Source organism: Paenibacillus sp. FSL H8-0079 (assembly GCF_037991315.1).
Lineage (GTDB): Bacteria > Bacillota > Bacilli > Paenibacillales > Paenibacillaceae > Paenibacillus.
Genome location: NZ_CP150300.1, coordinates 5789452 through 5811547 on the forward strand (window position 1 = coordinate 5789452; position 22096 = coordinate 5811547).

The window sequence follows — 22096 nt, forward strand, 5'->3', positions numbered from 1 at the left end:
AAACAGTAAAAACGGGAACTCCCGCAGGAGTCCCGTTTCATCTCTCACTCCGTAGAGCAGAGAATGGAGCTTTTTAGTTAACAAAGTAATGAGTACTTTGTTACATATGAATCATTCATATGCATCAATTCAATAATCAACCTGTATTACGCAACCCTGCAGCAATGCCGTTGATAGTCAACAACACTTCTCTAAGCAGCTCCGTATCGTCTTCACCACGTTCACGCATATCTCTGAGCTCGCTCAAAAGTTGAACCTGCATGTAGGACAACGGATCTACATAAGGGTTACGAAGACGAATGGATTCTTGAATAACCGGTACATCATCCAAAATTTCAGCTTCTCCGGTAATTTTTAGAATCAGCTCTTTTGTGAGCTTGAATTCTGCTTCGATCTGACCGTATATACGATCACGGGCTTCTTTGTTCGAAGTCATTGCTGAATACTCTTTGGCAATCACAAGGTCTGCCTTGGCTACGGCCATCTGAACTGTATCAATCAGCGTACGGAAGAATGGGAAGCTTGCATACATTTCTTTCAGGACAACCAGATTTTCCTCTTTATCCTGATAGTAACTTTGCAGTCCTGTTCCTGCCGCATACCATGCCGGTAGCAGATAACGACTTTGAGTCCATGCAAATACCCAAGGGATCGCTCTCAGATCTTCAAACTTATCGCTATTTTTACGCTTGGATGGACGGGAACCAATATTCAGCTCTCCAACCTCCGGAAGCGGCGTTGATTCTTTAAAGAAGGTGAAGAAGTCTGGATCACGGAAAATCAGATCCTGATATTTCGTCAGGGATACTTCCGAAATCTCTTTGATGATGCTGTCCCAATGACGCTCGGACTCAGACTCTTGTGGCTCAAGACCATTAAGTGCTGCTGTAATCAAAGCCGAAGTTGCTTGCTCCAGACTGCGGTATGCAATCCCCTGAAGGGAATAACGGGAAGAAATAACCTCTCCCTGCTCCGTGATCTTGATGCCTCCACCAATGGTATGCGGTGGTTGAGCAAGAATACTGCGGTTGAGTGGCATGCCGCCACGTCCTAGAGCCCCGCCACGTCCATGGAAGAACTTCAGCTTAACGCCGTGTTCATTACCTACAGCCGTGATCGCATTCATTGCTACGCGCAGTTCCCAGTTGGCTGTAACTACTCCGCCATCCTTGTTACTGTCTGAATAACCAAGCATGATTTCATGCAGTTCATTCCGTCCTCTTACGCTTGCGCGGTATACAGGAAGGTTGAACAGCTTCTCCATAATTTCCGAAGCCGCATGTAGATCATCAATCGTTTCAAACAGTGGTACCGCTTGAAGTGTAGATACAACGTCACCGTTGTGACCTTTGGTGAATAAGCCCACTTCCTTGGCAAATACCATAACCTCCAGCAAATCACTTGCGCCCTGCGTCATACTGATCAGGTAACTTGTGATACAGCCGGTCCCAAATTCGTTCTGGGCACGCTTAATGGTACGGAAGACATCCAGGCACTCTTTGGTTCCTTCCGTGTATTGGTGGTAAGGAGAAGTAAGCGGACGCGGATCATCCAGCAAACGAGCAAGCAGATCGATTTTACCGTCTTCTGTCAGACGTGCATAATCTTCTACAATGTTCATTTTCGCCAAAATCTCTGACATCGCATTTTCATGTTCCTTACTGTGCTGACGCACATCCAATGCTGCGGTATGGAAACCAAACAACTCGACTTGACGAATCATTTTGCGAATAGTCGTATCCGCTACGTAATCGGCAAAATGATGGCGCAGACTTCGATCAATGATCATCAGATCATCAATCAAATCCTGAGCGCTATGATAACGGTCAGGCTGACCTAATTTGTTCTCATCCAGTACATTGTTCAACTTGGCAATCATATAGGCCAATTTGATGCGGTATGGCTCTTTTTCATTACGCCAGATATCCACTTTTTTCAATGTAACATAATTACGGTCCTGCTCAATCGACTGCACCAGCTCATCCGATACATGGATGATGTTCGTGCTGAAGCTGAGATGGCCCATAAGTTCAATCATAATCCGTTGGTACTCACGCAAAGCCAGCTTGCGTTGCATCAACAGTGTCTGCCATGTTACATCTGAAGTTACCGAAGGATTTCCATCCCGGTCTCCACCGATCCAGGAACCGAACCGCAAATACGTCGGCACATGCCAGTCATGGTCAGGATAAAATTTGTTCAGGCAGCGTTCCAACTCCTGATATACATCCGGAAGTACGTGGAACAACGTTTCATGAAAGTAATACATCCCGTTCCGCACTTCATCGAGTACAGTCGGTTTGCGGTCGCGAAGTTCATCGGTTTGCCAGAGGGTAATAACCTCGTTCAGCAGCTTCTCTCGCAACTGTTCACGTTCACGCAACGTCAGCGTAGGATTATCAAGTAGCATGACATCTTCGGATATCCGTTTGTGGATGTCCAGAATAACCCGGCGCATGGCTTCGGTTGGGTGAGCTGTCATAACGAGTTCAAGCGACAAATCGTCAAGAATCTCTTCCACCTCTGTATGAGACAATCCACGTTCCTTAAGATCTTGTACTGCTTTTTCAATCGATCCTGGCTGCACAGCGTCCCCTGCAGAACGTTCATAATCCCGTTTACGCCGGATCCGATGGTTTTGTTCAGCAATATTAACTAATTGAAAATAAATAGCGAAAGCCCGAATAACCTGATGACGATTGTCCGAGTCTAATTCCTGGATCATCGTTTTGAACTCTGCATAGAGTTCTGGCAAAAATTCTGCACGCAACGATTTGCTCGTTTCCCGAATCTTCTCAACGATATCTAGAAGCTCCGTGCCGCCTTGATGGACAAGAACTTCCCCGAGTATATTGCCCAGGAACCGCACGTCTCGCCGAAGCAGGTTGTTGGATTGGCTTTTGCTGGCGGTTACCATAGTTTCAGTCATGCTTATCCTCCCATCTGATCGTTCCATTCGTACACGTAAATTTGACACCTTCATAACATCATACAATAAAATGGCACGAAAATCTTTATTTTTCTACTAGAAAAAATGGGGTTTATCCCCGATTTACAGCACAAAAACACGCTTTTTTATTCATTTTCTTGTTCTGCTTCAATTAATGATCATATGCTGTCGTATGATACCTTTTTCACGTACTTTAAATAACACAAATGTCTCATACCTATTCTAAAAAATTCATAATTATACAGTTCTTTTAGATATGATCCCACGTACCTGATTGTAAGGTTAAACCGCATAATTTCATTGTTTGAGAACAGATGATATACAAAGAAACATGACCGGCAAAGCAAGCTTTTGTATACTTTACCACAGTGACGCAATAAATTAAAGATGTAATTATAATTTTCTTCCCACTACAGTCTGCTTATTAGAGGAGTTTCTTATGTATGTTGTGAACCAACTGGACTCAAAGGGATATCTTAACAGACCATTTCTACATATTGTCCTTGCCTTCTTGGGCAGATTAATTTATAGCTCTTACCAAAAAGGAGGAACCCAAATGATGAAGAAAGGTACTACAATTATTGCTTCCGTGCTTCTGGTAGCCGCGATGGCTGGCCCTGCTGCTGCTGATGGTCATATGACCAAAGGAGAGGATACAACCGGCTCACGTGTCCAGTCTTATCAGAACACCAACTACCTGGATCGTACAAACACCAACATGAACATGGATGGAAACTACCGCAACAATGGCGACTACCGTACCAACAGTGTACGTGCTAATGCCACGACAACTAATCGTGACAATGGTATGAGCTGGGGATGGCTCGGTTTGCTGGGACTGCTTGGTTTAGCTGGCATGCGTAAAAGAGTAACGGACCACAACGAACGTTAAATTGGGATCACGTTACGTAACAGTAGTTGCTGTCTCATAGCGCATCTCATTCACAGAGGTAAACAGAAGAGCCAAGACCTCCCTATTTAGATTGCAAAGGGGTCTTGGCTCTTTTTAAGTAAACCTGCATGTACTCTACATAAAAATATCTGTTACTCTGTGTAAAAATAAAAAAGCCTCTGCATCTGCAAAGGCCTCTTCATTATGTAAGCGGGTGATGGGAATCGAACCCACGCTATTAGCTTGGAAGGCTAAAGTTCTACCATTGAACTACACCCGCATAAACATAAAATCGGGATGACACGATTTGAACATGCGACCCCCTGGTCCCAAACCAGGTGCTCTACCAAGCTGAGCTACATCCCGATACTAAAAAAATAATGGCGCGCCCTGAGAGATTCGAACTCCCGGCCTTTTGATTCGTAGTCAAACGCTCTATCCAGCTGAGCTAAGGGCGCAAAATATTGGAGCGGAAGACGGGAATCGAACCCGCGACCCTCGCCTTGGCAAGGCGATGCTCTACCGCTGAGCCACTTCCGCAAATAAGGGATGCGCGTGGAGGGACTTGAACCCCCACGTCAAAGACGCTAGATCCTAAGTCTAGTGCGTCTGCCAATTCCGCCACACGCGCATATAATGGTGAGTCATGAAGGGCTCGAACCTTCGACACCCTGATTAAAAGTCAGGTGCTCTACCAACTGAGCTAATGACTCATAATAAAATGGCTGGGGATATAGGATTTGAACCTATGCATGACGGAGTCAAAGTCCGTTGCCTTACCGCTTGGCTAATCCCCATTAAAAATTAGATGGTGGAGGCTGAGGGGATCGAACCCCCGACCCTCTGCTTGTAAGGCAGATGCTCTCCCAGCTGAGCTAAGCCTCCATCTATATGACCCGTAGGGGATTCGAACCCCTGTTACCTCCGTGAAAGGGAGGTGTCTTAACCCCTTGACCAACGGGCCCCATTTTCAAAGCTCTCAACCGGGATCGAACCGGTGACCTCATCCTTACCATGGATGCACTCTACCTACTGAGCTATGAGAGCAAATGGCTCCCCGAACAGGGCTCGAACCTGTGACAACTCGATTAACAGTCGAGTGCTCTACCAACTGAGCTATCAGGGAATATTATGCATTTGCAATGCAAATGCAATTCATCGTACAACGTCCACATGCAGAGCCTGTTTTCTATGTATGATGAAAGAGTTCGCTTGGCGGCGTCCTACTCTCCCAGGACCCTGCGGTCCAAGTACCATCGGCGCTAGAGGGCTTAACGGTCGTGTTCGGGATGGGTACGTGTGGAACCCCTCCGCCATCGCCACCAAACGCGTAGCTTACATTTCAGAGTTGTTGTTCTCTGAAAACTAGATTCGAAACGAAACACGCGAATTATCACTTGCTAATTGGATAAGCCCTCGACCGATTAGTACTGGTCAGCTCCATGCATTGCTGCACTTCCACCCCCAGCCTATCTACCTCGTCGTCTTCAAGGGGTCTTACATACTGGGAAATCTCATCTTGAGGGGGGCTTCACGCTTAGATGCTTTCAGCGTTTATCCCGTCCGTACATAGCTACCCAGCGGTGCTCCTGGCGGAACAACTGGTACACCAGCGGTACGTCCATCCCGGTCCTCTCGTACTAAGGACAGCTCCTCTCAAATTTCCTACGCCCACGACAGATAGGGACCGAACTGTCTCACGACGTTCTGAACCCAGCTCGCGTACCGCTTTAATGGGCGAACAGCCCAACCCTTGGGACCTACTTCAGCCCCAGGATGCGATGAGCCGACATCGAGGTGCCAAACCTCCCCGTCGATGTGGACTCTTGGGGGAGATAAGCCTGTTATCCCCAGGGTAGCTTTTATCCGTTGAGCGATGGCCCTTCCATGCGGTACCACCGGATCACTAAGCCCGACTTTCGTCCCTGCTCGACTTGTAGGTCTCGCAGTCAAGCTCCCTTATGCCTTTGCACTCTTCGAATGATTTCCAACCATTCTGAGGGAACCTTTGGGCGCCTCCGTTACTCTTTAGGAGGCGACCGCCCCAGTCAAACTGCCCACCTGACACTGTCCCCGCACCGGATTACGGTACCAGGTTAGAACCTAGATACGATCAGGGTGGTATCCCAACGTTGCCTCCACACAAGCTGGCGCTCATGCTTCAAAGGCTCCCACCTATCCTGTACAGATCGTACCCAAATTCAATATCAAGCTGCAGTAAAGCTCCATGGGGTCTTTCCGTCTTGTCGCGGGTAACCTGCATCTTCACAGGTATTAAAATTTCACCGGATCTCTCGTTGAGACAGCGCCCAAGTCGTTACGCCATTCGTGCGGGTCAGAATTTACCTGACAAGGAATTTCGCTACCTTAGGACCGTTATAGTTACGGCCGCCGTTTACTGGGGCTTCGGTTCACAGCTTCGGATTGCTCCTAACCACTCCCCTTAACCTTCCAGCACCGGGCAGGCGTCAGCCCGTATACTTCGCCTTACGGCTTCGCACAGACCTGTGTTTTTGCTAAACAGTCGCTTGGGCCTTTTCACTGCGGCCCCCTCGTGCTATTCACACTACCGGGGCACCCCTTCTCCCGAAGTTACGGGGTCATTTTGCCGAGTTCCTTAACGAGAGTTCTTCCGCGCGCCTTAGAATACTCTTCTCGCCTACCTGTGTCGGTTTGCGGTACGGGCACCATCACCTGGCTAGAGGCTTTTCTTGGCAGTGTGAGATCATGACCTTCGCTACTACAATTTTCGCTCCCCATCACAGCTTAGCCTTAATGATGTGCGGATTTGCCTACACATCAGCCTTACTGCTTAGACGGACATCCATCAGTCCGCGTCACTACCCTACTGCGTCCCCCCATTGCTCATAACGGCTTACGGTGGTACAGGAATTTCGACCTGTTGTCCTTCGACTACGCCTTTCGGCCTCGCCTTAGGTCCCGACTTACCCTGAGCGGACGAGCCTTCCTCAGGAACCCTTAGGCTTTCGGCGGATCAGATTCTCACTGATCTTTTCGTTACTCATACCGGCATTCTCACTTGTATAATGTCCAGCGCTCCTTACGGTACACCTTCAACCCTTATACAACGCTCCCCTACCCCTGATGCAAAGCATCAAGCCATAGCTTCGGTGGTGTGTTTAGCCCCGTTACATTTTCGGCGCAGAGTCACTCGACCAGTGAGCTATTACGCACTCTTTCAATGGTGGCTGCTTCTAAGCCAACATCCTGGTTGTCTGTGCAACTCCACATCCTTTTCCACTTAACACACACTTGGGGACCTTAGCTGATGGTCTGGGCTGTTTCCCTTTTGACAATGGATCTTAGCACTCACTGTCTGACTCCCGGAAGTAAGTCTATGGCATTCGGAGTTTGACTGAGCTTGGTAACCCTTGCGGGCCCCGCACCCAATCAGTGCTCTACCTCCACGACTCTGTTTTCCGAGGCTAGCCCTAAAGCTATTTCGGGGAGAACCAGCTATCTCCGAGTTCGATTGGAATTTCTCCGCTACCCCCACCTCATCCCCGCATTTTTCAACATGCGTGGGTTCGGGCCTCCAGTGCGTGTTACCGCACCTTCACCCTGGACAGGGGTAGATCACCCGGTTTCGGGTCTACGTCCACGTACTCAATCGCCCTATTCAGACTCGCTTTCGCTGCGGCTCCGGCTCTTCACCTTAACCTTGCACGGGAACGTAACTCGCCGGTTCATTCTACAAAAGGCACGCCATCACCCCTAAAACGGGCTCTGACTTTTTGTAAGCACACGGTTTCAGGTTCTATTTCACTCCCCTTCCGGGGTGCTTTTCACCTTTCCCTCACGGTACTGCTTCACTATCGGTCGCTAGGAAGTATTTAGCCTTGGCAGATGGTCCTGCCGGATTCATACGGGGTTTCACGTGCCCCGCACTACTCGGGATCCGTCTCGGAGGGAACCAACTTTCAACTACAGGGCTTTTACCTTCTTTGGCGGGCCTTTCCAGACCTCTTCGCTTAACCGGTTCCTTTGTAACTCCATGTGAGACGTCCCACAACCCCAAAGAGCAAGCTCTCTGGTTTGGGCTTCTCCGCGTTCGCTCGCCGCTACTGACGGAATCACTATTGTTTTCTCTTCCTCAGGGTACTTAGATGTTTCAGTTCCCCTGGTATGCCTCTGCATAACCTATGTATTCAGTTATGAGTAACTGGAAATTACCCCAGCTGGGTTTCCCCATTCGGACACCCCCGGATCAAAGCTTGCTTACAGCTCCCCGAGGCAGTTTCGTTGTTCGCCACGTCCTTCATCGGCTCCTAGCGCCTAGGCATCCTCCGTGTGCTCTTAGTAGCTTAACCATATTGCTCCGGTTTTGACTGCTCGCTTCCCTTGTTTTGCTTGCGCAAAGCCAAAAGTCGCTCCCATTCAATACCATCGCAAAAGCAATTTAACTACCGTTTTTATTGAAACTTGTTTGCAAAAGTTCAGCTAAAAAGGAATGTTCTAATTCGCGTTTGTTTCGTTTCGATATCTAGTTTTCAAAGAACAAACTTGTAAATCATTTTTGGTGGAGCCAAGCGGGATCGAACCGCTGACCTCCTGCTTGCAAGGCAGGCGCTCTCCCAGCTGAGCTATGGCCCCATATAAAGTTTAAAGGTATAGATGGTGGGCCCTGGTGGACTCGAACCACCGGCCTCACCCTTATCAGAGGTGCGCTCTAACCAACTGAGCTAAGGGCCCACATTATTTATACTATTTGAACCCAAAATGGGTTACGCTTGGCGACGTTCTACTCTCCCAGGACCCTGCGGTCCAAGTACCATTGACGCTGAAGGGCTTAACGGTCGTGTTCGGGATGGGAACGTGTGGAACCCCTTCGCTATCGCCACCAAACGTTTGAGAGTTTGAGCTCTCAAAACTGAGCAACGAGTGAGTTGCTTGTGCTCTTCATTTCATCCACACCGAAGTAATGAACCGAAATGAATTGCTGTCGCAGGTTCTTAGAACCTGCTTATTTGAATGTTTCCGTTGCAGGAAACGATTCTCCATAGAAAGGAGGTGATCCAGCCGCACCTTCCGATACGGCTACCTTGTTACGACTTCACCCCAATCATCTATCCCACCTTCGGCGGCTGGCTCCTTGCGGTTACCCCACCGACTTCGGGTGTTATAAACTCTCGTGGTGTGACGGGCGGTGTGTACAAGACCCGGGAACGTATTCACCGCGGCATGCTGATCCGCGATTACTAGCAATTCCGACTTCATGCAGGCGAGTTGCAGCCTGCAATCCGAACTGAGACCGGCTTTGTTGGGATTGGCTCCATCTCGCGATTTCGCAGCCCGTTGTACCGGCCATTGTAGTACGTGTGTAGCCCAGGTCATAAGGGGCATGATGATTTGACGTCATCCCCACCTTCCTCCGGTTTGTCACCGGCAGTCTATCTAGAGTGCCCATCCGAAATGCTGGCAACTAAATATAAGGGTTGCGCTCGTTGCGGGACTTAACCCAACATCTCACGACACGAGCTGACGACAACCATGCACCACCTGTCTTGAATGTTCCGAAGAAAAGGTACATCTCTGCACCGGTCATTCAGATGTCAAGACCTGGTAAGGTTCTTCGCGTTGCTTCGAATTAAACCACATACTCCACTGCTTGTGCGGGTCCCCGTCAATTCCTTTGAGTTTCAGTCTTGCGACCGTACTCCCCAGGCGGAGTGCTTAATGTGTTAACTTCGGCACCAAGGGTATCGAAACCCCTAACACCTAGCACTCATCGTTTACGGCGTGGACTACCAGGGTATCTAATCCTGTTTGCTCCCCACGCTTTCGCGCCTCAGCGTCAGTTACAGCCCAGAGAGTCGCCTTCGCCACTGGTGTTCCTCCACATATCTACGCATTTCACCGCTACACGTGGAATTCCACTCTCCTCTTCTGCACTCAAGTCACCCAGTTTCCAGTGCGATCCGGGGTTGAGCCCCGGGATTAAACACCAGACTTAAATGACCGCCTGCGCGCGCTTTACGCCCAATAATTCCGGACAACGCTTGCCCCCTACGTATTACCGCGGCTGCTGGCACGTAGTTAGCCGGGGCTTTCTTCTCAGGTACCGTCACCTTGAGAGCAGTTACTCTCCCAAGCGTTCTTCCCTGGCAACAGAGCTTTACGATCCGAAAACCTTCATCACTCACGCGGCATTGCTCCGTCAGGCTTTCGCCCATTGCGGAAGATTCCCTACTGCTGCCTCCCGTAGGAGTCTGGGCCGTGTCTCAGTCCCAGTGTGGCCGATCACCCTCTCAGGTCGGCTACGCATCGTCGCCTTGGTGAGCCGTTACCTCACCAACTAGCTAATGCGCCGCAGGCCCATCCCCAAGTGACAGATTGCTCCGTCTTTCCAGTTCTCTTCAGGCGAAGAAAACAACTATTCGGTATTAGCTACCGTTTCCGGTAGTTGTCCCAAACTTGAGGGCAGGTTGCCTACGTGTTACTCACCCGTCCGCCGCTAACCATCAGAGAAGCAAGCTTCTCTTCAAGTCCGCTCGACTTGCATGTATTAGGCATGCCGCCAGCGTTCGTCCTGAGCCAGGATCAAACTCTCCAATAAAGTATTGAAAAGAGCGATAAGCTCATTTTGAATCTGACGAGATTAAAAATCTCATTTGTGCTCCAGTCGATCCAAGCCAAGGCTTGTCTCAAACTTTCGCGTTCATTCTGCAAGCAGAATGTTTACTCACTCGTTGTTCAGTTTTCAAAGATCAAACATTCAATTTGTTGCTGTCTTTCATGTCGTCGTCGTTTCAGCGGCGACTTTTATAATATATCATGTTGAAGTTCTCTTTGCAAGCATTATTTTTCCGATTATTTTCAATCGCTTTATTTTCATGCTTGTTTCGGTGAACCGCTCCTAAAAAAGGAACGAAAATTAATTTACCATATGAAATTAGAAAGGTCAACCCTTTTTCGACAAAAAGTATGAACCCCTCAGCAAATTCAATACTTTCATGGTTCAGAGGTACAGCACCCGCTATTAAGAGCCGCACCTCACTTCCACTACAGTACACCGAATATATGATCAGCTTAAGCAGGTTACGGCTTCGACTTTTTCAGCTTCCCACCTCTTGCATACTTGGACAACTCTTTTGGCGGGGCAAAGCGTGCATACATGCGGAACACAGTCTTATATCGGCTCGCGATAGCATATTTGATCTCTTGGTCAAGACGATTATCACTTAGATCGAACAGCATTTCATCTAATTCTTTACGTAGCACATAGTCTAGTTCCTTGCATTCCTTCTCGTTAAACAACATACCCAGCATTAGAGTTCTCCTTTTTGTGCATAGCCTCTTTATCACACTTACACAAGTTTCATGCAGCACCCCCTGCATTCGCTTTTGTGGATGCTGCTGGAACCCGTTTTATTGTTATGGTCAACTTTCTGAAAATTTATGAATGCCAACCACCACAAAATTTTATCCTCTCACCAGAGCATACGTAAGTGTGCTTTCAATGATTGCTGCAACAAGAAGCAAGATAACAACCCAGAAGGATGCGGTTAACGTTCTGTTCATGAATACTCTCCACTGTGTACCAATCGTATTTCGTTTGTCGCTTCCAAGTTGTACAAGGCTTTTGATAACCAGTCCACCAAACTTCAGTCCGAATGCGCAAGCAATAATAATGACCGGAATCTCAATTATGCCATGCGGAAGTAAGCCTTTAACCACAATATCATAGAAGCTTGCTCCATAATTCATCGTGGTGTGCACTACAAATCCAAGGACCATCCCATTGATCAGCAGGAAGATGACAGGCAGAATTCCGAAGAATATACCGGCATAGATGACAAGTACACTCTTGATGGCATTATTGAAAAAGATAAACAAGAAGAAGTTCCACTGCACATTGCCTCCCTGCTCTAGCCGTTCACTGACCTCGCGTAATCCTCCGATTTGATTCAACAACAGTTCCTCCAATGGACCTGTACTCACCCATCCCGCCCCTATTCCTGCGGCAAACAAAACTATGGACCAGATTAAAGCACTGCGGATGGAACCAAGATCTTTAAGAAATGTACTGAATTTTAACATAATAACCTCCTGTAGAATCTAAAATGATGGACAAACAAGGATCAGTGACGAATAAATGGGCAGTACGAGCATACATTGGAGAGTAAACAAGCATTTCTTATGGGAGAGGGGCGCTTATTGAAATGAACTCGTTCTATGTATTTAGCGGCAAAAAGATTAAACGTTACCTGATTGTCCTGGTTGCTGCCGTCTTTGCGATCGGTATTATCTATCTGGAGAGAGGTAATGTCTCCGTATTCTCGGAGGAAGCACCATCAGCCGTGTACAGCGTTCCAACCGAGAAGAAAGTGATTGCTCTAACCTTTGACATTAGCTGGGGTGATAAACGGACAGAGCCGATTCTGAAAGTTCTTCAGGAGAATAAAGTGCAGAAGGCAACCTTTTTCCTTTCCTCCCCCTGGAGCAAGACACACCCTGAGATTGTCACAGCTATCAAAGATGCAGGATATGAAATTGGTAGCCATGGACATAGACATGAGAATTACAGCAGCCTGACTGAGGAAGAAATCCGCAAAGAAATTTCGACAGCTCATAGCATTTTAACCGATTTAACGGGAAAAGAACCGAAATTACTGCGTCTGCCCAACGGGGACTTTGACAAACGTGTACTTCAGGTAGCCAATAGTCTGAACTATCAGGTTGTACAGTGGGATACTGACTCCCTGGATTGGAAAAACCCTGGTGTACAGACCATTGTTGATCGCGTGGTTAGTAAAGCACATCCGGGTGACATTGTACTGCTGCATGCAAGCGATTCCTCCAAACAAACGCATGAAGCACTGCCTGTCATTATCGACAAGTTGAAAAATCAGGGCTATGAATTCGTTACCGTCTCGGAATTGCTGAACCATTCCAGTGTCGAAGGCAAAGAAGTTCGTGACCAAGCCAGCGGTCAATGATTACTAGATTATTGGAGCTATAGCTCAAATAGGTGCGCAAAAGTTGAAAAGAGCTAACCAGGTTAGCTCTTTTTGGTATGTTTTTTTATGCAAAACGAATTCTATGCGCGGCTTTCTTTCAAGTGTTCTGCTTTTCCACTTACACTCCGGTTCGTAGATACATCCACCAGCCTGTGCAGTATCAGCATTTGGTATGCATTACATAAGAGCAAAGGAACCACAATAAATATGGTTGCAGCATTCACATCAATACGTAATACGCCGATTGTCTCCACTATGGTGACGGCAATCATGAAAAAGAGTGTAGGTACGAGCGCGGAGATATGAGTCAGTTTCACTTTAACGTAAGCGGTAACAATTGCAGCTGCCAAAATAATGATACCTAGCACAATATCCGATATGCGTTCCCGGTCTCCCCCAACAAACAGGCGTAAAAACATCACGTCAAGCAGGGCTAACACCGTTAGTACAATCTGCACGATCTGCCAACCGCGCTTTGGAAATACACCTTTACCCATATAATTCAATATCAGATATGCAAAGAAACCCATTTGTGAATATACGCTGATCATAACCCCTGATCCAAAGAGGATCAGAAGATACAGAAGAAAATCATTCAATCCATTTGTTTTCTCTCCGTTCACCAGCATCATAATCAATCCTGTACCTAGTGCTCCCGCGGCCCCAATAAGCAAGGCTGTCCAAAACAGGAAAAACCATTTACGTAAATTCAAATGTTTTCCACCCCCGAGTGTTTATTTTACCAACCTTCACAGCAAAAAACCATCATTGCTCAACATATTTCCCCCTTTCCCATCACATACTACATCCAGTATCTAATCAAGGAGGGATTGTACACATGAAACGGCCTTTGTGGCAGCTATGCTGTGTCGTACTGGGGCTATCCGTCATGCTTGCCGGCTGCGGTTCAGATCAGAGTTCTTCGCCTCCTCAGGGCAGTTATAAAGAGATGAAAACGATGGTTGTCGATATTTTGAAAAGTGATGAAGGCAAGAAAGCCGTGGAGGAAGCTCTTACTGGTCAAAGCTCATCCAGCGGTGAAGGCGGCGGTTCAGAAGAAGGTGGCGGCGGATCGGGTGGTGGTTCGGGAACCATTGGTATGAAAATGTTAATGCCTGTGCAATCTTCGGAACAAATACGTATTGCAGTAAAAGATACCATTACAGCTCCCGAATACCAGAAGGAATTCGAGAAGATCATGACAGATCCACAGTTTGCCGGGGAATTTGCCAAAGTGATCAACGCGCAAAGCAAACAACTCCATATGCAGTTGATCAAAGATCCCACATATCAAAAGTCTGTTGGAGACATCATGAAGTCACCTGAGGTATCCAAGATGTTCATGGATATGACCAAAACTCCGGATTATCGTAAACAGACGATGACTGTTATGCAGGAAGTGATGCAGAACCCGTTATTCCGCATGGAAGTACTCACTTTGCTCAAGAAGGTTGTGCAGGAGGAATTACAACCCAAAGTAGAAAGTGGCGGAGAAGAGGGAAAAGAACAAGGCGGACAACAAGAAGGTCAGGGAGGTAGCGATGGCGGAGATGGTGGAAGCAGTGGAGATTCTGGTGAAGGCGGAGGTTCATAAACAGTAGATGTCGGTACACCATAGAAACTGAAAAGCCTGCATCCGAATGGACGCAGGCTTTATTTGTATTTATAACGAACTTCCCATTAGAATTTGGATTCAATGGACCGAGCCACTTCATCATAGATGGCCCCAATACGGGAGTCTGCTTTGTAAACCGACGGTGAGAAATCAGGCTCAGAAGGATGATTATCTGGAGTACCTAATGGAATCTGGGCAAGTAAGCTTGTATGCAGACTTTCCGCAAGCCTTCCCCCGCCCCCACGACCAAAGACATAATCCTTCTCTCCGCAACTGCCACACTCGTAGTAAGCCATGTTCTCAACCACACCTAGTAATTCATGATCTGTCTGGATGGCCATTGCACCTGCACGTGCTGCGACAAAAGCTGCTGTTGCATGCGGCGTGGTAACGATGATTTCCTTGCTCTGTGGCAACATCTGATGCACATCCAAAGCAACATCTCCCGTACCTGGTGGCAAGTCCAGTAACATATAATCCAACTCACCCCACTGGACATCCGTAAAGAATTGACGCAGCATCCGACCGAGCATGGGTCCACGCCAAATTACTGGGTTGTTCTCCCGAATAAAGAAACCCATCGACATGACTTTGACACCAAAACGCTCCACCGGTTGAATAACGCCGTCTTCCACAACTGGATATTCCTCAATCCCCATCATGTCGGGTACACTGAAGCCATAGATGTCGGCATCAATCAATCCCACTTTCTTACCTTGTCGTGCCAAGGCTGCAGCCAGATTAACGGTCACTGTTGATTTACCAACGCCGCCTTTACCACTGGCCACGGCAATAAAACGAACGCCTGATTCAGGGCTTAACAACTCATGTCCATCCAGACCGGCTGCGTGACCTTTCACAAGCACTTCGTCCGGATCCTGCTCATCATCAGGTTGTCCCATATTCAGGCTCTCACGATCATGCTCAGAAGCTGCACGCACGCGAATATGTACATCCTTCATTCCGTGCTGGGACAACAGATTACGCGCAGCGTCACTCAAGGCTGTTGTATCCTCAGGTCGGTTCTCCAGTGTCACCATGGTCAGAGCCACATGATTTTCTTTCACCATAACATCACGAACCCATTCCAGTTCGGTCAGACTTACTCCCAATTGCGGTTCTTGTAATGGCTGTAATAGTTCAAGTATCTGTTCTTTTGATAACATCAGACAGCACCTCAGCTTTATCTATTGGCATGTAATTAGGTATGCTGCTCCAATTATATCATTACCCTTCTTGTTATGACTAACTTTTAGGTCGTTCTCCTGAGGAATATCTAAGAACCCCATTATAGATCGAAGCTGCTACTTTACGTTGATAAGCCTCGTCCGCAAGCATACGTGCCTCTTCGGGATGAGAAAGAAAACCCACTTCTACCAGCGCTGACGGGATCTTCAAAGCCTGTAACAGGTAAACTGTATTAACCGTTTTGGCGATTCGATCTGTATTCTCCAGATTACGAACCATCTCTTGTTGAAGCAGATTGGCCAGTCCTTCGTTATCCGGATGGTTAGGAGTATAGAAAACCTGCGCTCCACTCCATCGGTTTGAAGGAACACTGTTCATGTGAATGCTGATAAAGAGATCCGCTTGTTTATCCTCAATCCGCCGTACTCTTTGCTTCAGATCCTCCGTTTTGCGTTTGGAGTACCCTCTGGTGTCCGATTCCGCCAGATCGGTGTCTATTTCTCGGGTCATCACAACTAAAGCCCCTGCCTGTTGCAAATAATCTCTCACATACAGGGCGATAGCCAGATTGATATCCTTTTCAATAACCCCCTGTTTACTCACCGCTCCTCCATCCGGACCTCCATGACCTGCATCAATAGCAATGACTTTACCCGCCATCGGCAAACTCCAGTAGCCTGACGTCTTTGCGGAAGGTAGCTCATAGGACATCACTGCCACTAACATGGCCAGCAAACCGAGGCTTAACATGACCCTTTTAATTGTCTTTAACCTGATCCAGACTACAAAGTGCTTCCCCATATTTTTACGCATAAAAAAACCACCTCGTCCCTATAAATGACTCTAATCATCTATATGGGACAAGATGGACAAATATACCGTTAGGACCGGACTTGCTCCGCCATTCCTTCAATCAGTACCTCAGCTACCTCAGGACGTGTAAATTCAGGAGGAGGGCACTGCCCGTCACGTAGCAACCCGCGCACTTTGGTGCCGGAAAGCGTCATGTGGTGTTCCTTATCATGAGGGCAAGTTTTACTGGAAGCCATATTTCCACATTTCGTACAGAAGAAACTATGTTCGAAGAACAACGGAGTGATCCCCAGCTCCTCTGCCGTAAAGTTAGTAAAGATCTCCTGTGCTTCATATGTTCCGTAATAATCGCCAACACCCGCATGGTCACGACCGACTATAAAGTGGGTACAACCGTAATTTTTGCGGACCATCGCATGAAAAATAGCTTCTCGTGGACCGGCATACCGCATAGCTGCAGGGAACACACCAAGAAACGCACGATCAGCTGGATAATAGTTCTCTAGCAACACCAGATAACTCTTCATCCGAACATCTGCGGGAACATCATCCGACTTCGTCTCTCCAACGAGCGGATTCAGGAAGAGTGCATCTACAATCTCCATAGCGCTCTTCTGGATGTACTCATGGGCCCGATGGACCGGATTACGTGTCTGAAAACCAACTACCCTCTTCCAACCCTTCTCCTGGAAAATCTTCCGGGTATCCGCAGGGTTATAATAAAACTCTTCAAATTTCGAAGGTTTTGGACGGTTCAGAACTTGAATTGGACCTCCTACATATGTTGCAGGACGCTCCAACAGTTTTTTGACACCCGGGTGCTCTGGATCATCTGTTTTGAAAACACGTCGTGCTTCTTCACCCTGATCCACCTGGTATATACTTTGGACTTCGAGCAAACCATAGGTTACCCCATCTTGATCACCAACAAGTTTCACACGCTCACCAATCTGAAGGGATGCCGCCTGTGCATCGTCAACAGCAAGTGTAATCGGTATACTCCATACCGTTCCATCCGCGAGACGCATGCGAGACACAACCGATAGGTAATCTTCCTCATTCATGAAACCTTGGAGTGGTGAGAACGCACCTACGCCAATTAGATCCAAATCTGATATCGTCCAGGTATTAATACGCAAAGAGGAAAAATCCTTACTGTCTTGCAATAACTGCTCCCGTTCTTCTCCTTGTACGATACGCTGAACCAGCGTACCTCCATGAGGCAGAATCGATGTCATCTTGTCAGCTCCTTGTTTATCAATTATTTATGCAGGCCACATTCCGTTTTATCATTACCAGACCAGCGTCCAGCACGTGGGTCCTCGCCAGGCATAACTTGACGTGTGCAATGCTCACAACCAATACTCGGGTAGTTCTGATCATGAAGTGGGTTATATACAACGTTATTGTCACGAATATATTGCCATACATCCTCCGTCGTCCAGTGCGCAATCGGATTAAACTTCATCAGGCCGAACTTGGAATCATATTCAACCTTCTTCGAGTTTGCACGAGTTGGCGCTTGATCTCTACGGATACCTGTAATCCATGCATCGTACTGTGAAAGAATACGTGTCAGCGGCTCGACTTTGCGGATATTGCAACATCCGTTGGGGTCAGACTTCCACATCTCTTCACCATGCTGAGCTGCCTGCTCTTCAGGAGTAATCTTAGGTGATACACGTACAAAATCAAGATTATAGTTCTCCTGCATCTTATCACGTGTTTCGTATGTTTCCTTAAAGTGAAAATCCGTATCGAGATAAAAAATATCTGTAGAGGGGCTGATTTTCTGCACCATATCTACAAGTACAACATCTTCTGCACCAAAACTACATGCAAAAGTGATATTTGGAAATGTTTCAATCGCATACCGAATAATATCCTCTGGGCTGGCATGCTCCAGTTCCTCTGCCTTAGTCCGTGCAAGTTCTTCTTTCTCCAACAAGTTCATCTGTGAATTTCCCCCATTCTGCATTTCAATACATCTTAAAGCCGACTAATCTAATATGAATTATGTTTAGTATAAATCTTTCATTGGGGATGTCAATGCCTGCCATATGGTAAAATAAATCAGTTTTTGCCCACTTTTAAACGTCGCTCAGACACATTATTTTAGTTCAGTTTATGCATTTCTCTGTTATTCAGATAAAAACAATCAGAATGGTCCAAGTCATCGGGCAGATGAAAATACATCATCTTACCTTGGAAACCTTTGCTGCTGTTGGGTTTGCACAGTTCATGTCTTCAAGAGCAGAATCGAAATGGCACCAATTTATTGAAAATGAAGAAAGAGATGAAGAAGTTTTAAGGTGAGCAGAGTTGCGACATATAGCAATTGATATGTAAGGGACTTTTATCGTTTCCATAAGAAATACTGATGAGGTTCACACTAAAGAGTGAAGTAGAAAACAACAAGCCGAATGAATTCAGGTAAATTCAGCGTGAGCACTAATAGATGATCATATAAGGAGCTGTTATAGAAAACGGAGGTAGAAAGATGGATAAGAGTAAATGGAATGACGTAAAACCGATTAGAGAGGTTATGTAAAATGTATTAACACACACTAAAGGATTGTATTGAGGAACATTAAGAGGATTCTGAATAGGCATTGTAGGGTTAATGTATAAGCATGTGGAGAGACATGAGAGCTAATACACAAACTCATGCAGTATAAGGTGGATTAGTCATGATTATATGACGGATTGTCAAACCAAGTGCGACAGTTCTTCTGCGAAAGATTCGTGAGCGGTCTTCCAACCCAAGCATTTTCGTGGTCTGTGATTTATTAGGTCGAGTGAATGAGCGAGATCATCATCATATACCCTCGCGAGATCGGTACCTTTAGGGAAAAACTCTCGAAGTAATCCATTCGCATTCTCGTTGGAACCGCGTTGCCAGGATGAATACGGATCGGCAAAATAAACGTGTAGGTTATGGGTGGCTTCCAGATGGGCGTAGCATGCAAATTCCTTGCCTCGGTCAGCCGTGGCTGTGAGGAAGGTTCCCGTGGGATACTGTGAGATCGCTACACCGAGCGCAATCTCCATCGACAAAGCGGTGCGATCAGGCATGAGAACAGCGGTATATAGACGTGTCTTGCGTTCAATCAACGTCGCTACGCAGCCTTTACTTCTCCCACGACCCGATACAACGGTATCCAACTCCCAGTGCCCAAATGTTTCACGGGAACGGACTTCTTTTGGGCGATCTGAAATCGTCCTTCCAATGGCGAATTTGCCGCGCGTTTCTGCGGGTTTCTGACGCTTCCCCTTATGCCGAAGAACCTGTAATATGCCTCGAACCAGGCGCCCTGAATAGATCCAGCGATAGATGGTTTTGAAAGAGACTGCATGCCGCCCTTCGATACGGAAACGTTCGGTAATTTGTTCCGGAGACCACGTTGCCTCCAATTTTTCCTCCAGTGAAGCAGCCAAGGCATCGGACCAACTCCCTGGAGAGACCGAAGCCTTACGACGCTCCTCATAAGCATGCTGAGCTTGTTCTGCCTGATACGGATGTGATGAAGTCACCCGATCTAACTCACGACAAATCGTCGATGGATGCCTACCCAGTTCTTTCGCAATGGCTCTTGAGCTTCTACCTTGTCTGTGGAGGACTTCTAGCTTGCTACGTTCAATTATGCTAAGATGTCTGTAGCTCATGGTTGGATTCTCCTTGTGTGAATGGTGTTGTGGTGACTTCATTCTACACGAATCCGGCCATGGGCCATTTTTTATTTATTTCCAGTAGGTGTCGCACTTCATATTACAATTCGTCATATAAAAAAGCCTTTGGCCGGGGCCAAAGGCTTTTAATATTAACGTTTGGAGAACTGAGGTGCGCGACGAGCCGCTTTAAGACCGTATTTTTTACGCTCTTTCATACGTGGGTCACGAGTCAGGAATCCTGCTTTTTTCAGGGATGCACGGTATTCCGGATCTGCTTTGAGCAGAGCGCGGGAGATACCATGACGGATTGCGCCGGCTTGACCGGAGATTCCGCCACCGTGAGCAATAACAAGAACGTCATAGTTGTTAAGCGTTTCTGTCAAGTTCAGTGGTTGTTTTACGATCAGTTTGAGTGTTTCCAAACCGAAGTATTCATTAATATCACGTTTATTGATGACAATGCGTCCTTCACCCGGTACAAGGCGAACACGTGCTACCGAATGTTTACGACGACCTGTCCCATAGTATTGTACTTGTGCCATGAAACTGTCCTCCTTTTAATTAACCGCGAAGTTCGTAAACTTCTGGTTTTTGTGCTGCATGTGGATGCTCAGTGCCTTTGTACGCTTTAAGTCTCAGCTTCATTTTCTCGCCCATGCGAGTTTTAGGAAGCATACCGCGAACAGCCAATTCCAACACACGCTCAGGTTTGTTCTTAATCATTTCTTCAGCCGTAGTTACTTTCAAACCACCTGGGTGCATCGAGTGACGGTAGTATTTTTTACCTTGCATTTTCTTACCAGTCAATACGATTTTCTCAGCATTGATGATAACAACGAAATCGCCAGTGTCCACGTGTGTAGTGAATTGTGGCTTATGTTTGCCGCGAATCAAAGCAGCTGCTTCGCTCGCCAAACGTCCGAGGGTTTTGCCTTCAGCATCAATGATGTGCCATTGGCGCTCAACTTCGTTAGGCTTCGCCATGTACGTAGTACGCATGAAAAGTTCCTCCTTAAAATGTTCAAAATCATTATTTTCATTTATCTTCGTTCGTTAGGTTATAACTTTAGGTGTTGATGGATTGTTAAATTTCGATGTGAACATCTTAATTGGGGCTGTGGGAAAGCCATTAAGAAAACACAACTTTTATATTACAGGATAATCAATTAAATCGCAAGTGTTATTTAAGTGTAATTACTCACTAAATTTAATCCATTTGGTATTCAAGATCCCAGAGCATTAAACCACAGCTAACTGCAGTAGGTCCTGCAGCAGATCGATTACATGCAGCAATCATATTCGGTACATCAGAGGCTTTCCGTTTGCCCTCTCCGATTACCAGCAGTGTCCCTACAATGATACGAACCATATGCTGCAAAAAGCCGTTACCACTCACATAAATGTGAATGACACCCTGATCACGCGGATGGTCTCTGCACATTGATCGGTCCACTTCCATCCATGCTTCGTATACCGAACGAACATGATTCTCTTTCTGAGACTTGCGTGAAGCAAAGGAGGTGAAATCATACGTGCCTATGAAGTGACGTAAGCCCTCCTGCATTGCCATAATGTCCAGCTTCGCATGATGATGATACTGCAATCTTCTATTGAATACATCCGGAAATTGATTCGCATTGATAGTATAACGATATGTTTTCTTTTTCGCTGCGTAGCGAGAATGAAAATTAGTCGGCACCTCAGTTGCATCAATAACGACAATATCGGATGGTAATCTAGAGTTGAGTGCACCACACCAACGTTCAATCGGGATCTGGGACTCCGTAGGAAAATTGAAGATCTGTCTGCGGGCGTGAACACCTGCATCCGTTCTACCTGATCCTGTAATTTTAATAGTCTCACCGGTCAGTGCACGAATTGCATCTTCAAGATAGTCCTGAATGGTATTCCCTCCCGGCTGTACTTGAAAGCCGTAATAGGCAGTGCCATCATAAGTTAACGTCATACATAAGTTCCGCATTATT

General features: G+C 46.8%; 15 protein-coding genes, 13 tRNA genes and 4 rRNA genes. 3 read left to right on the top strand and 29 right to left on the bottom strand.

Going from position 1 to position 22096, the window contains the following annotated elements; all coding sequences use genetic code 11:
• Nucleotides 1–136: 136 nt before the first annotated feature.
• Nucleotides 137–2929, bottom strand: coding sequence for a phosphoenolpyruvate carboxylase (gene ppc, locus MHI06_RS25890; RefSeq protein ID WP_169481357.1), 2793 nt, complete (start codon nt 2927–2929; stop codon nt 137–139).
• 577 nt (nt 2930–3506) lie between these two features.
• Here ppc and MHI06_RS25895 point away from each other — a divergent pair.
• On the top strand, nt 3507–3842 hold the full coding sequence (locus MHI06_RS25895; RefSeq protein ID WP_340399562.1) for a WGxxGxxG family protein: 336 nt from the start codon (nt 3507–3509) through the stop codon (nt 3840–3842).
• Nucleotides 3843–4051: 209 nt separating this feature from the next.
• Here the strand turns inward: MHI06_RS25895 and MHI06_RS25900 are convergent.
• From MHI06_RS25900 to MHI06_RS25990, 19 genes are all read right to left on the bottom strand, one after another.
• Nucleotides 4052–4122, bottom strand: a tRNA-Gly gene (locus MHI06_RS25900).
• Between the two features lie 12 nt (nt 4123–4134).
• A tRNA-Pro gene (locus MHI06_RS25905) sits at nt 4135–4208 on the bottom strand.
• A 15-nt stretch (nt 4209–4223) separates the two neighbouring features.
• Nucleotides 4224–4300: transfer RNA gene (locus tag MHI06_RS25910), tRNA-Arg, on the bottom strand.
• Nucleotides 4301–4307: 7 nt separating this feature from the next.
• Nucleotides 4308–4382: transfer RNA gene (locus tag MHI06_RS25915), tRNA-Gly, on the bottom strand.
• Nucleotides 4383–4392: 10 nt separating this feature from the next.
• Nucleotides 4393–4473 (bottom strand) — tRNA-Leu (locus tag MHI06_RS25920).
• A gap of 6 nt (nt 4474–4479) precedes the next feature.
• Nucleotides 4480–4555 (bottom strand) — tRNA-Lys (locus MHI06_RS25925).
• 9 nt (nt 4556–4564) lie between these two features.
• Nucleotides 4565–4639, bottom strand: a tRNA-Gln gene (locus tag MHI06_RS25930).
• Between the two features lie 12 nt (nt 4640–4651).
• Nucleotides 4652–4727 (bottom strand) — tRNA-Val (locus MHI06_RS25935).
• A gap of 7 nt (nt 4728–4734) precedes the next feature.
• A tRNA-Glu gene (locus MHI06_RS25940) sits at nt 4735–4806 on the bottom strand.
• 10 nt (nt 4807–4816) lie between these two features.
• Nucleotides 4817–4889, bottom strand: a tRNA-Thr gene (locus tag MHI06_RS25945).
• Nucleotides 4890–4892: 3 nt separating this feature from the next.
• A tRNA-Asn gene (locus MHI06_RS25950) sits at nt 4893–4968 on the bottom strand.
• An 84-nt stretch (nt 4969–5052) separates the two neighbouring features.
• A 5S ribosomal RNA gene (rrf, locus tag MHI06_RS25955) occupies nt 5053–5169 on the bottom strand.
• 77 nt (nt 5170–5246) lie between these two features.
• Nucleotides 5247–8173 (bottom strand): 23S ribosomal RNA (locus MHI06_RS25960).
• Nucleotides 8174–8380: 207 nt separating this feature from the next.
• Nucleotides 8381–8456, bottom strand: a tRNA-Ala gene (locus MHI06_RS25965).
• Nucleotides 8457–8478: 22 nt separating this feature from the next.
• A tRNA-Ile gene (locus MHI06_RS25970) sits at nt 8479–8555 on the bottom strand.
• Between the two features lie 36 nt (nt 8556–8591).
• Nucleotides 8592–8708 (bottom strand): 5S ribosomal RNA (rrf, locus tag MHI06_RS25975).
• Between the two features lie 158 nt (nt 8709–8866).
• Nucleotides 8867–10419: ribosomal RNA gene (locus tag MHI06_RS25980) — 16S ribosomal RNA — on the bottom strand.
• Together the 16S, 23S and 5S rRNA genes with 13 tRNA genes alongside form the textbook arrangement of a ribosomal RNA operon.
• A gap of 482 nt (nt 10420–10901) precedes the next feature.
• Complete coding sequence (locus MHI06_RS25985) at nt 10902–11132, bottom strand: hypothetical protein (RefSeq protein WP_017692114.1); 231 nt, start codon at nt 11130–11132, stop codon at nt 10902–10904.
• 153 nt (nt 11133–11285) lie between these two features.
• Complete coding sequence (locus tag MHI06_RS25990) at nt 11286–11903, bottom strand: stage II sporulation protein M (RefSeq protein WP_340399563.1); 618 nt, start codon at nt 11901–11903, stop codon at nt 11286–11288.
• 122 nt (nt 11904–12025) lie between these two features.
• Here MHI06_RS25990 and pdaB point away from each other — a divergent pair, with 122 nt between their 5' ends.
• Nucleotides 12026–12802, top strand: a complete 777-nt coding sequence (gene pdaB / locus MHI06_RS25995) for a polysaccharide deacetylase family sporulation protein PdaB (protein WP_169483056.1) — start codon at nt 12026–12028, stop codon at nt 12800–12802.
• A 101-nt stretch (nt 12803–12903) separates the two neighbouring features.
• Here pdaB and MHI06_RS26000 read toward each other — a convergent pair whose 3' ends face one another.
• Nucleotides 12904–13536, bottom strand: a complete 633-nt coding sequence (locus MHI06_RS26000; protein ID WP_076334116.1) for a KinB-signaling pathway activation protein — start codon at nt 13534–13536, stop codon at nt 12904–12906.
• A 125-nt stretch (nt 13537–13661) separates the two neighbouring features.
• Here MHI06_RS26000 and gerD point away from each other — a divergent pair, with 125 nt between their 5' ends.
• Nucleotides 13662–14417 carry a spore germination lipoprotein GerD gene (gene gerD, locus MHI06_RS26005; RefSeq protein WP_339167360.1) on the top strand — a complete coding sequence of 252 codons (756 nt, stop codon included), beginning with the start codon at nt 13662–13664 and terminating at the stop codon, nt 14415–14417.
• Between the two features lie 86 nt (nt 14418–14503).
• On the opposite strand, the gene MHI06_RS26010 is transcribed toward gerD, so the two are convergent.
• From MHI06_RS26010 to truA, 8 genes are all read right to left on the bottom strand, one after another.
• On the bottom strand, nt 14504–15604 hold the full coding sequence (locus MHI06_RS26010) for an Mrp/NBP35 family ATP-binding protein (protein WP_340399565.1): 1101 nt from the start codon (nt 15602–15604) through the stop codon (nt 14504–14506).
• A gap of 79 nt (nt 15605–15683) precedes the next feature.
• Nucleotides 15684–16439 (bottom strand): N-acetylmuramoyl-L-alanine amidase CwlD, encoded by a 756-nt coding sequence (gene cwlD / locus MHI06_RS26015; protein ID WP_169483052.1) that lies wholly within the window; start codon nt 16437–16439, stop codon nt 15684–15686.
• A 68-nt stretch (nt 16440–16507) separates the two neighbouring features.
• Nucleotides 16508–17677 carry a sulfate adenylyltransferase gene (sat, locus tag MHI06_RS26020; RefSeq protein WP_340399566.1) on the bottom strand — a complete coding sequence of 390 codons (1170 nt, stop codon included), beginning with the start codon at nt 17675–17677 and terminating at the stop codon, nt 16508–16510.
• A 23-nt stretch (nt 17678–17700) separates the two neighbouring features.
• Nucleotides 17701–18393, bottom strand: coding sequence for a phosphoadenylyl-sulfate reductase (locus tag MHI06_RS26025; RefSeq protein WP_169483050.1), 693 nt, complete (start codon nt 18391–18393; stop codon nt 17701–17703).
• A 755-nt stretch (nt 18394–19148) separates the two neighbouring features.
• The gene (locus MHI06_RS26030) at nt 19149–20105 is read right to left on the bottom strand and encodes an IS30 family transposase (protein ID WP_340399568.1); all 957 of its coding nucleotides are present in this window, start codon (nt 20103–20105) and stop codon (nt 19149–19151) included.
• Nucleotides 20106–20260: 155 nt separating this feature from the next.
• Entirely contained in the window at nt 20261–20653 is a 393-nt protein-coding gene (gene rpsI, locus MHI06_RS26035) for a 30S ribosomal protein S9 (protein ID WP_017692105.1), read from the bottom strand.
• A 19-nt stretch (nt 20654–20672) separates the two neighbouring features.
• Nucleotides 20673–21110 (bottom strand): 50S ribosomal protein L13, encoded by a 438-nt coding sequence (gene rplM, locus MHI06_RS26040; protein ID WP_017692104.1) that lies wholly within the window; start codon nt 21108–21110, stop codon nt 20673–20675.
• 208 nt (nt 21111–21318) lie between these two features.
• Nucleotides 21319–22092: a tRNA pseudouridine(38-40) synthase TruA gene (gene truA, locus MHI06_RS26045; RefSeq protein ID WP_169483049.1), complete on the bottom strand. Its 774-nt coding sequence runs from the start codon at nt 22090–22092 to the stop codon at nt 21319–21321.
• Nucleotides 22093–22096 lie beyond the last annotated feature (4 nt).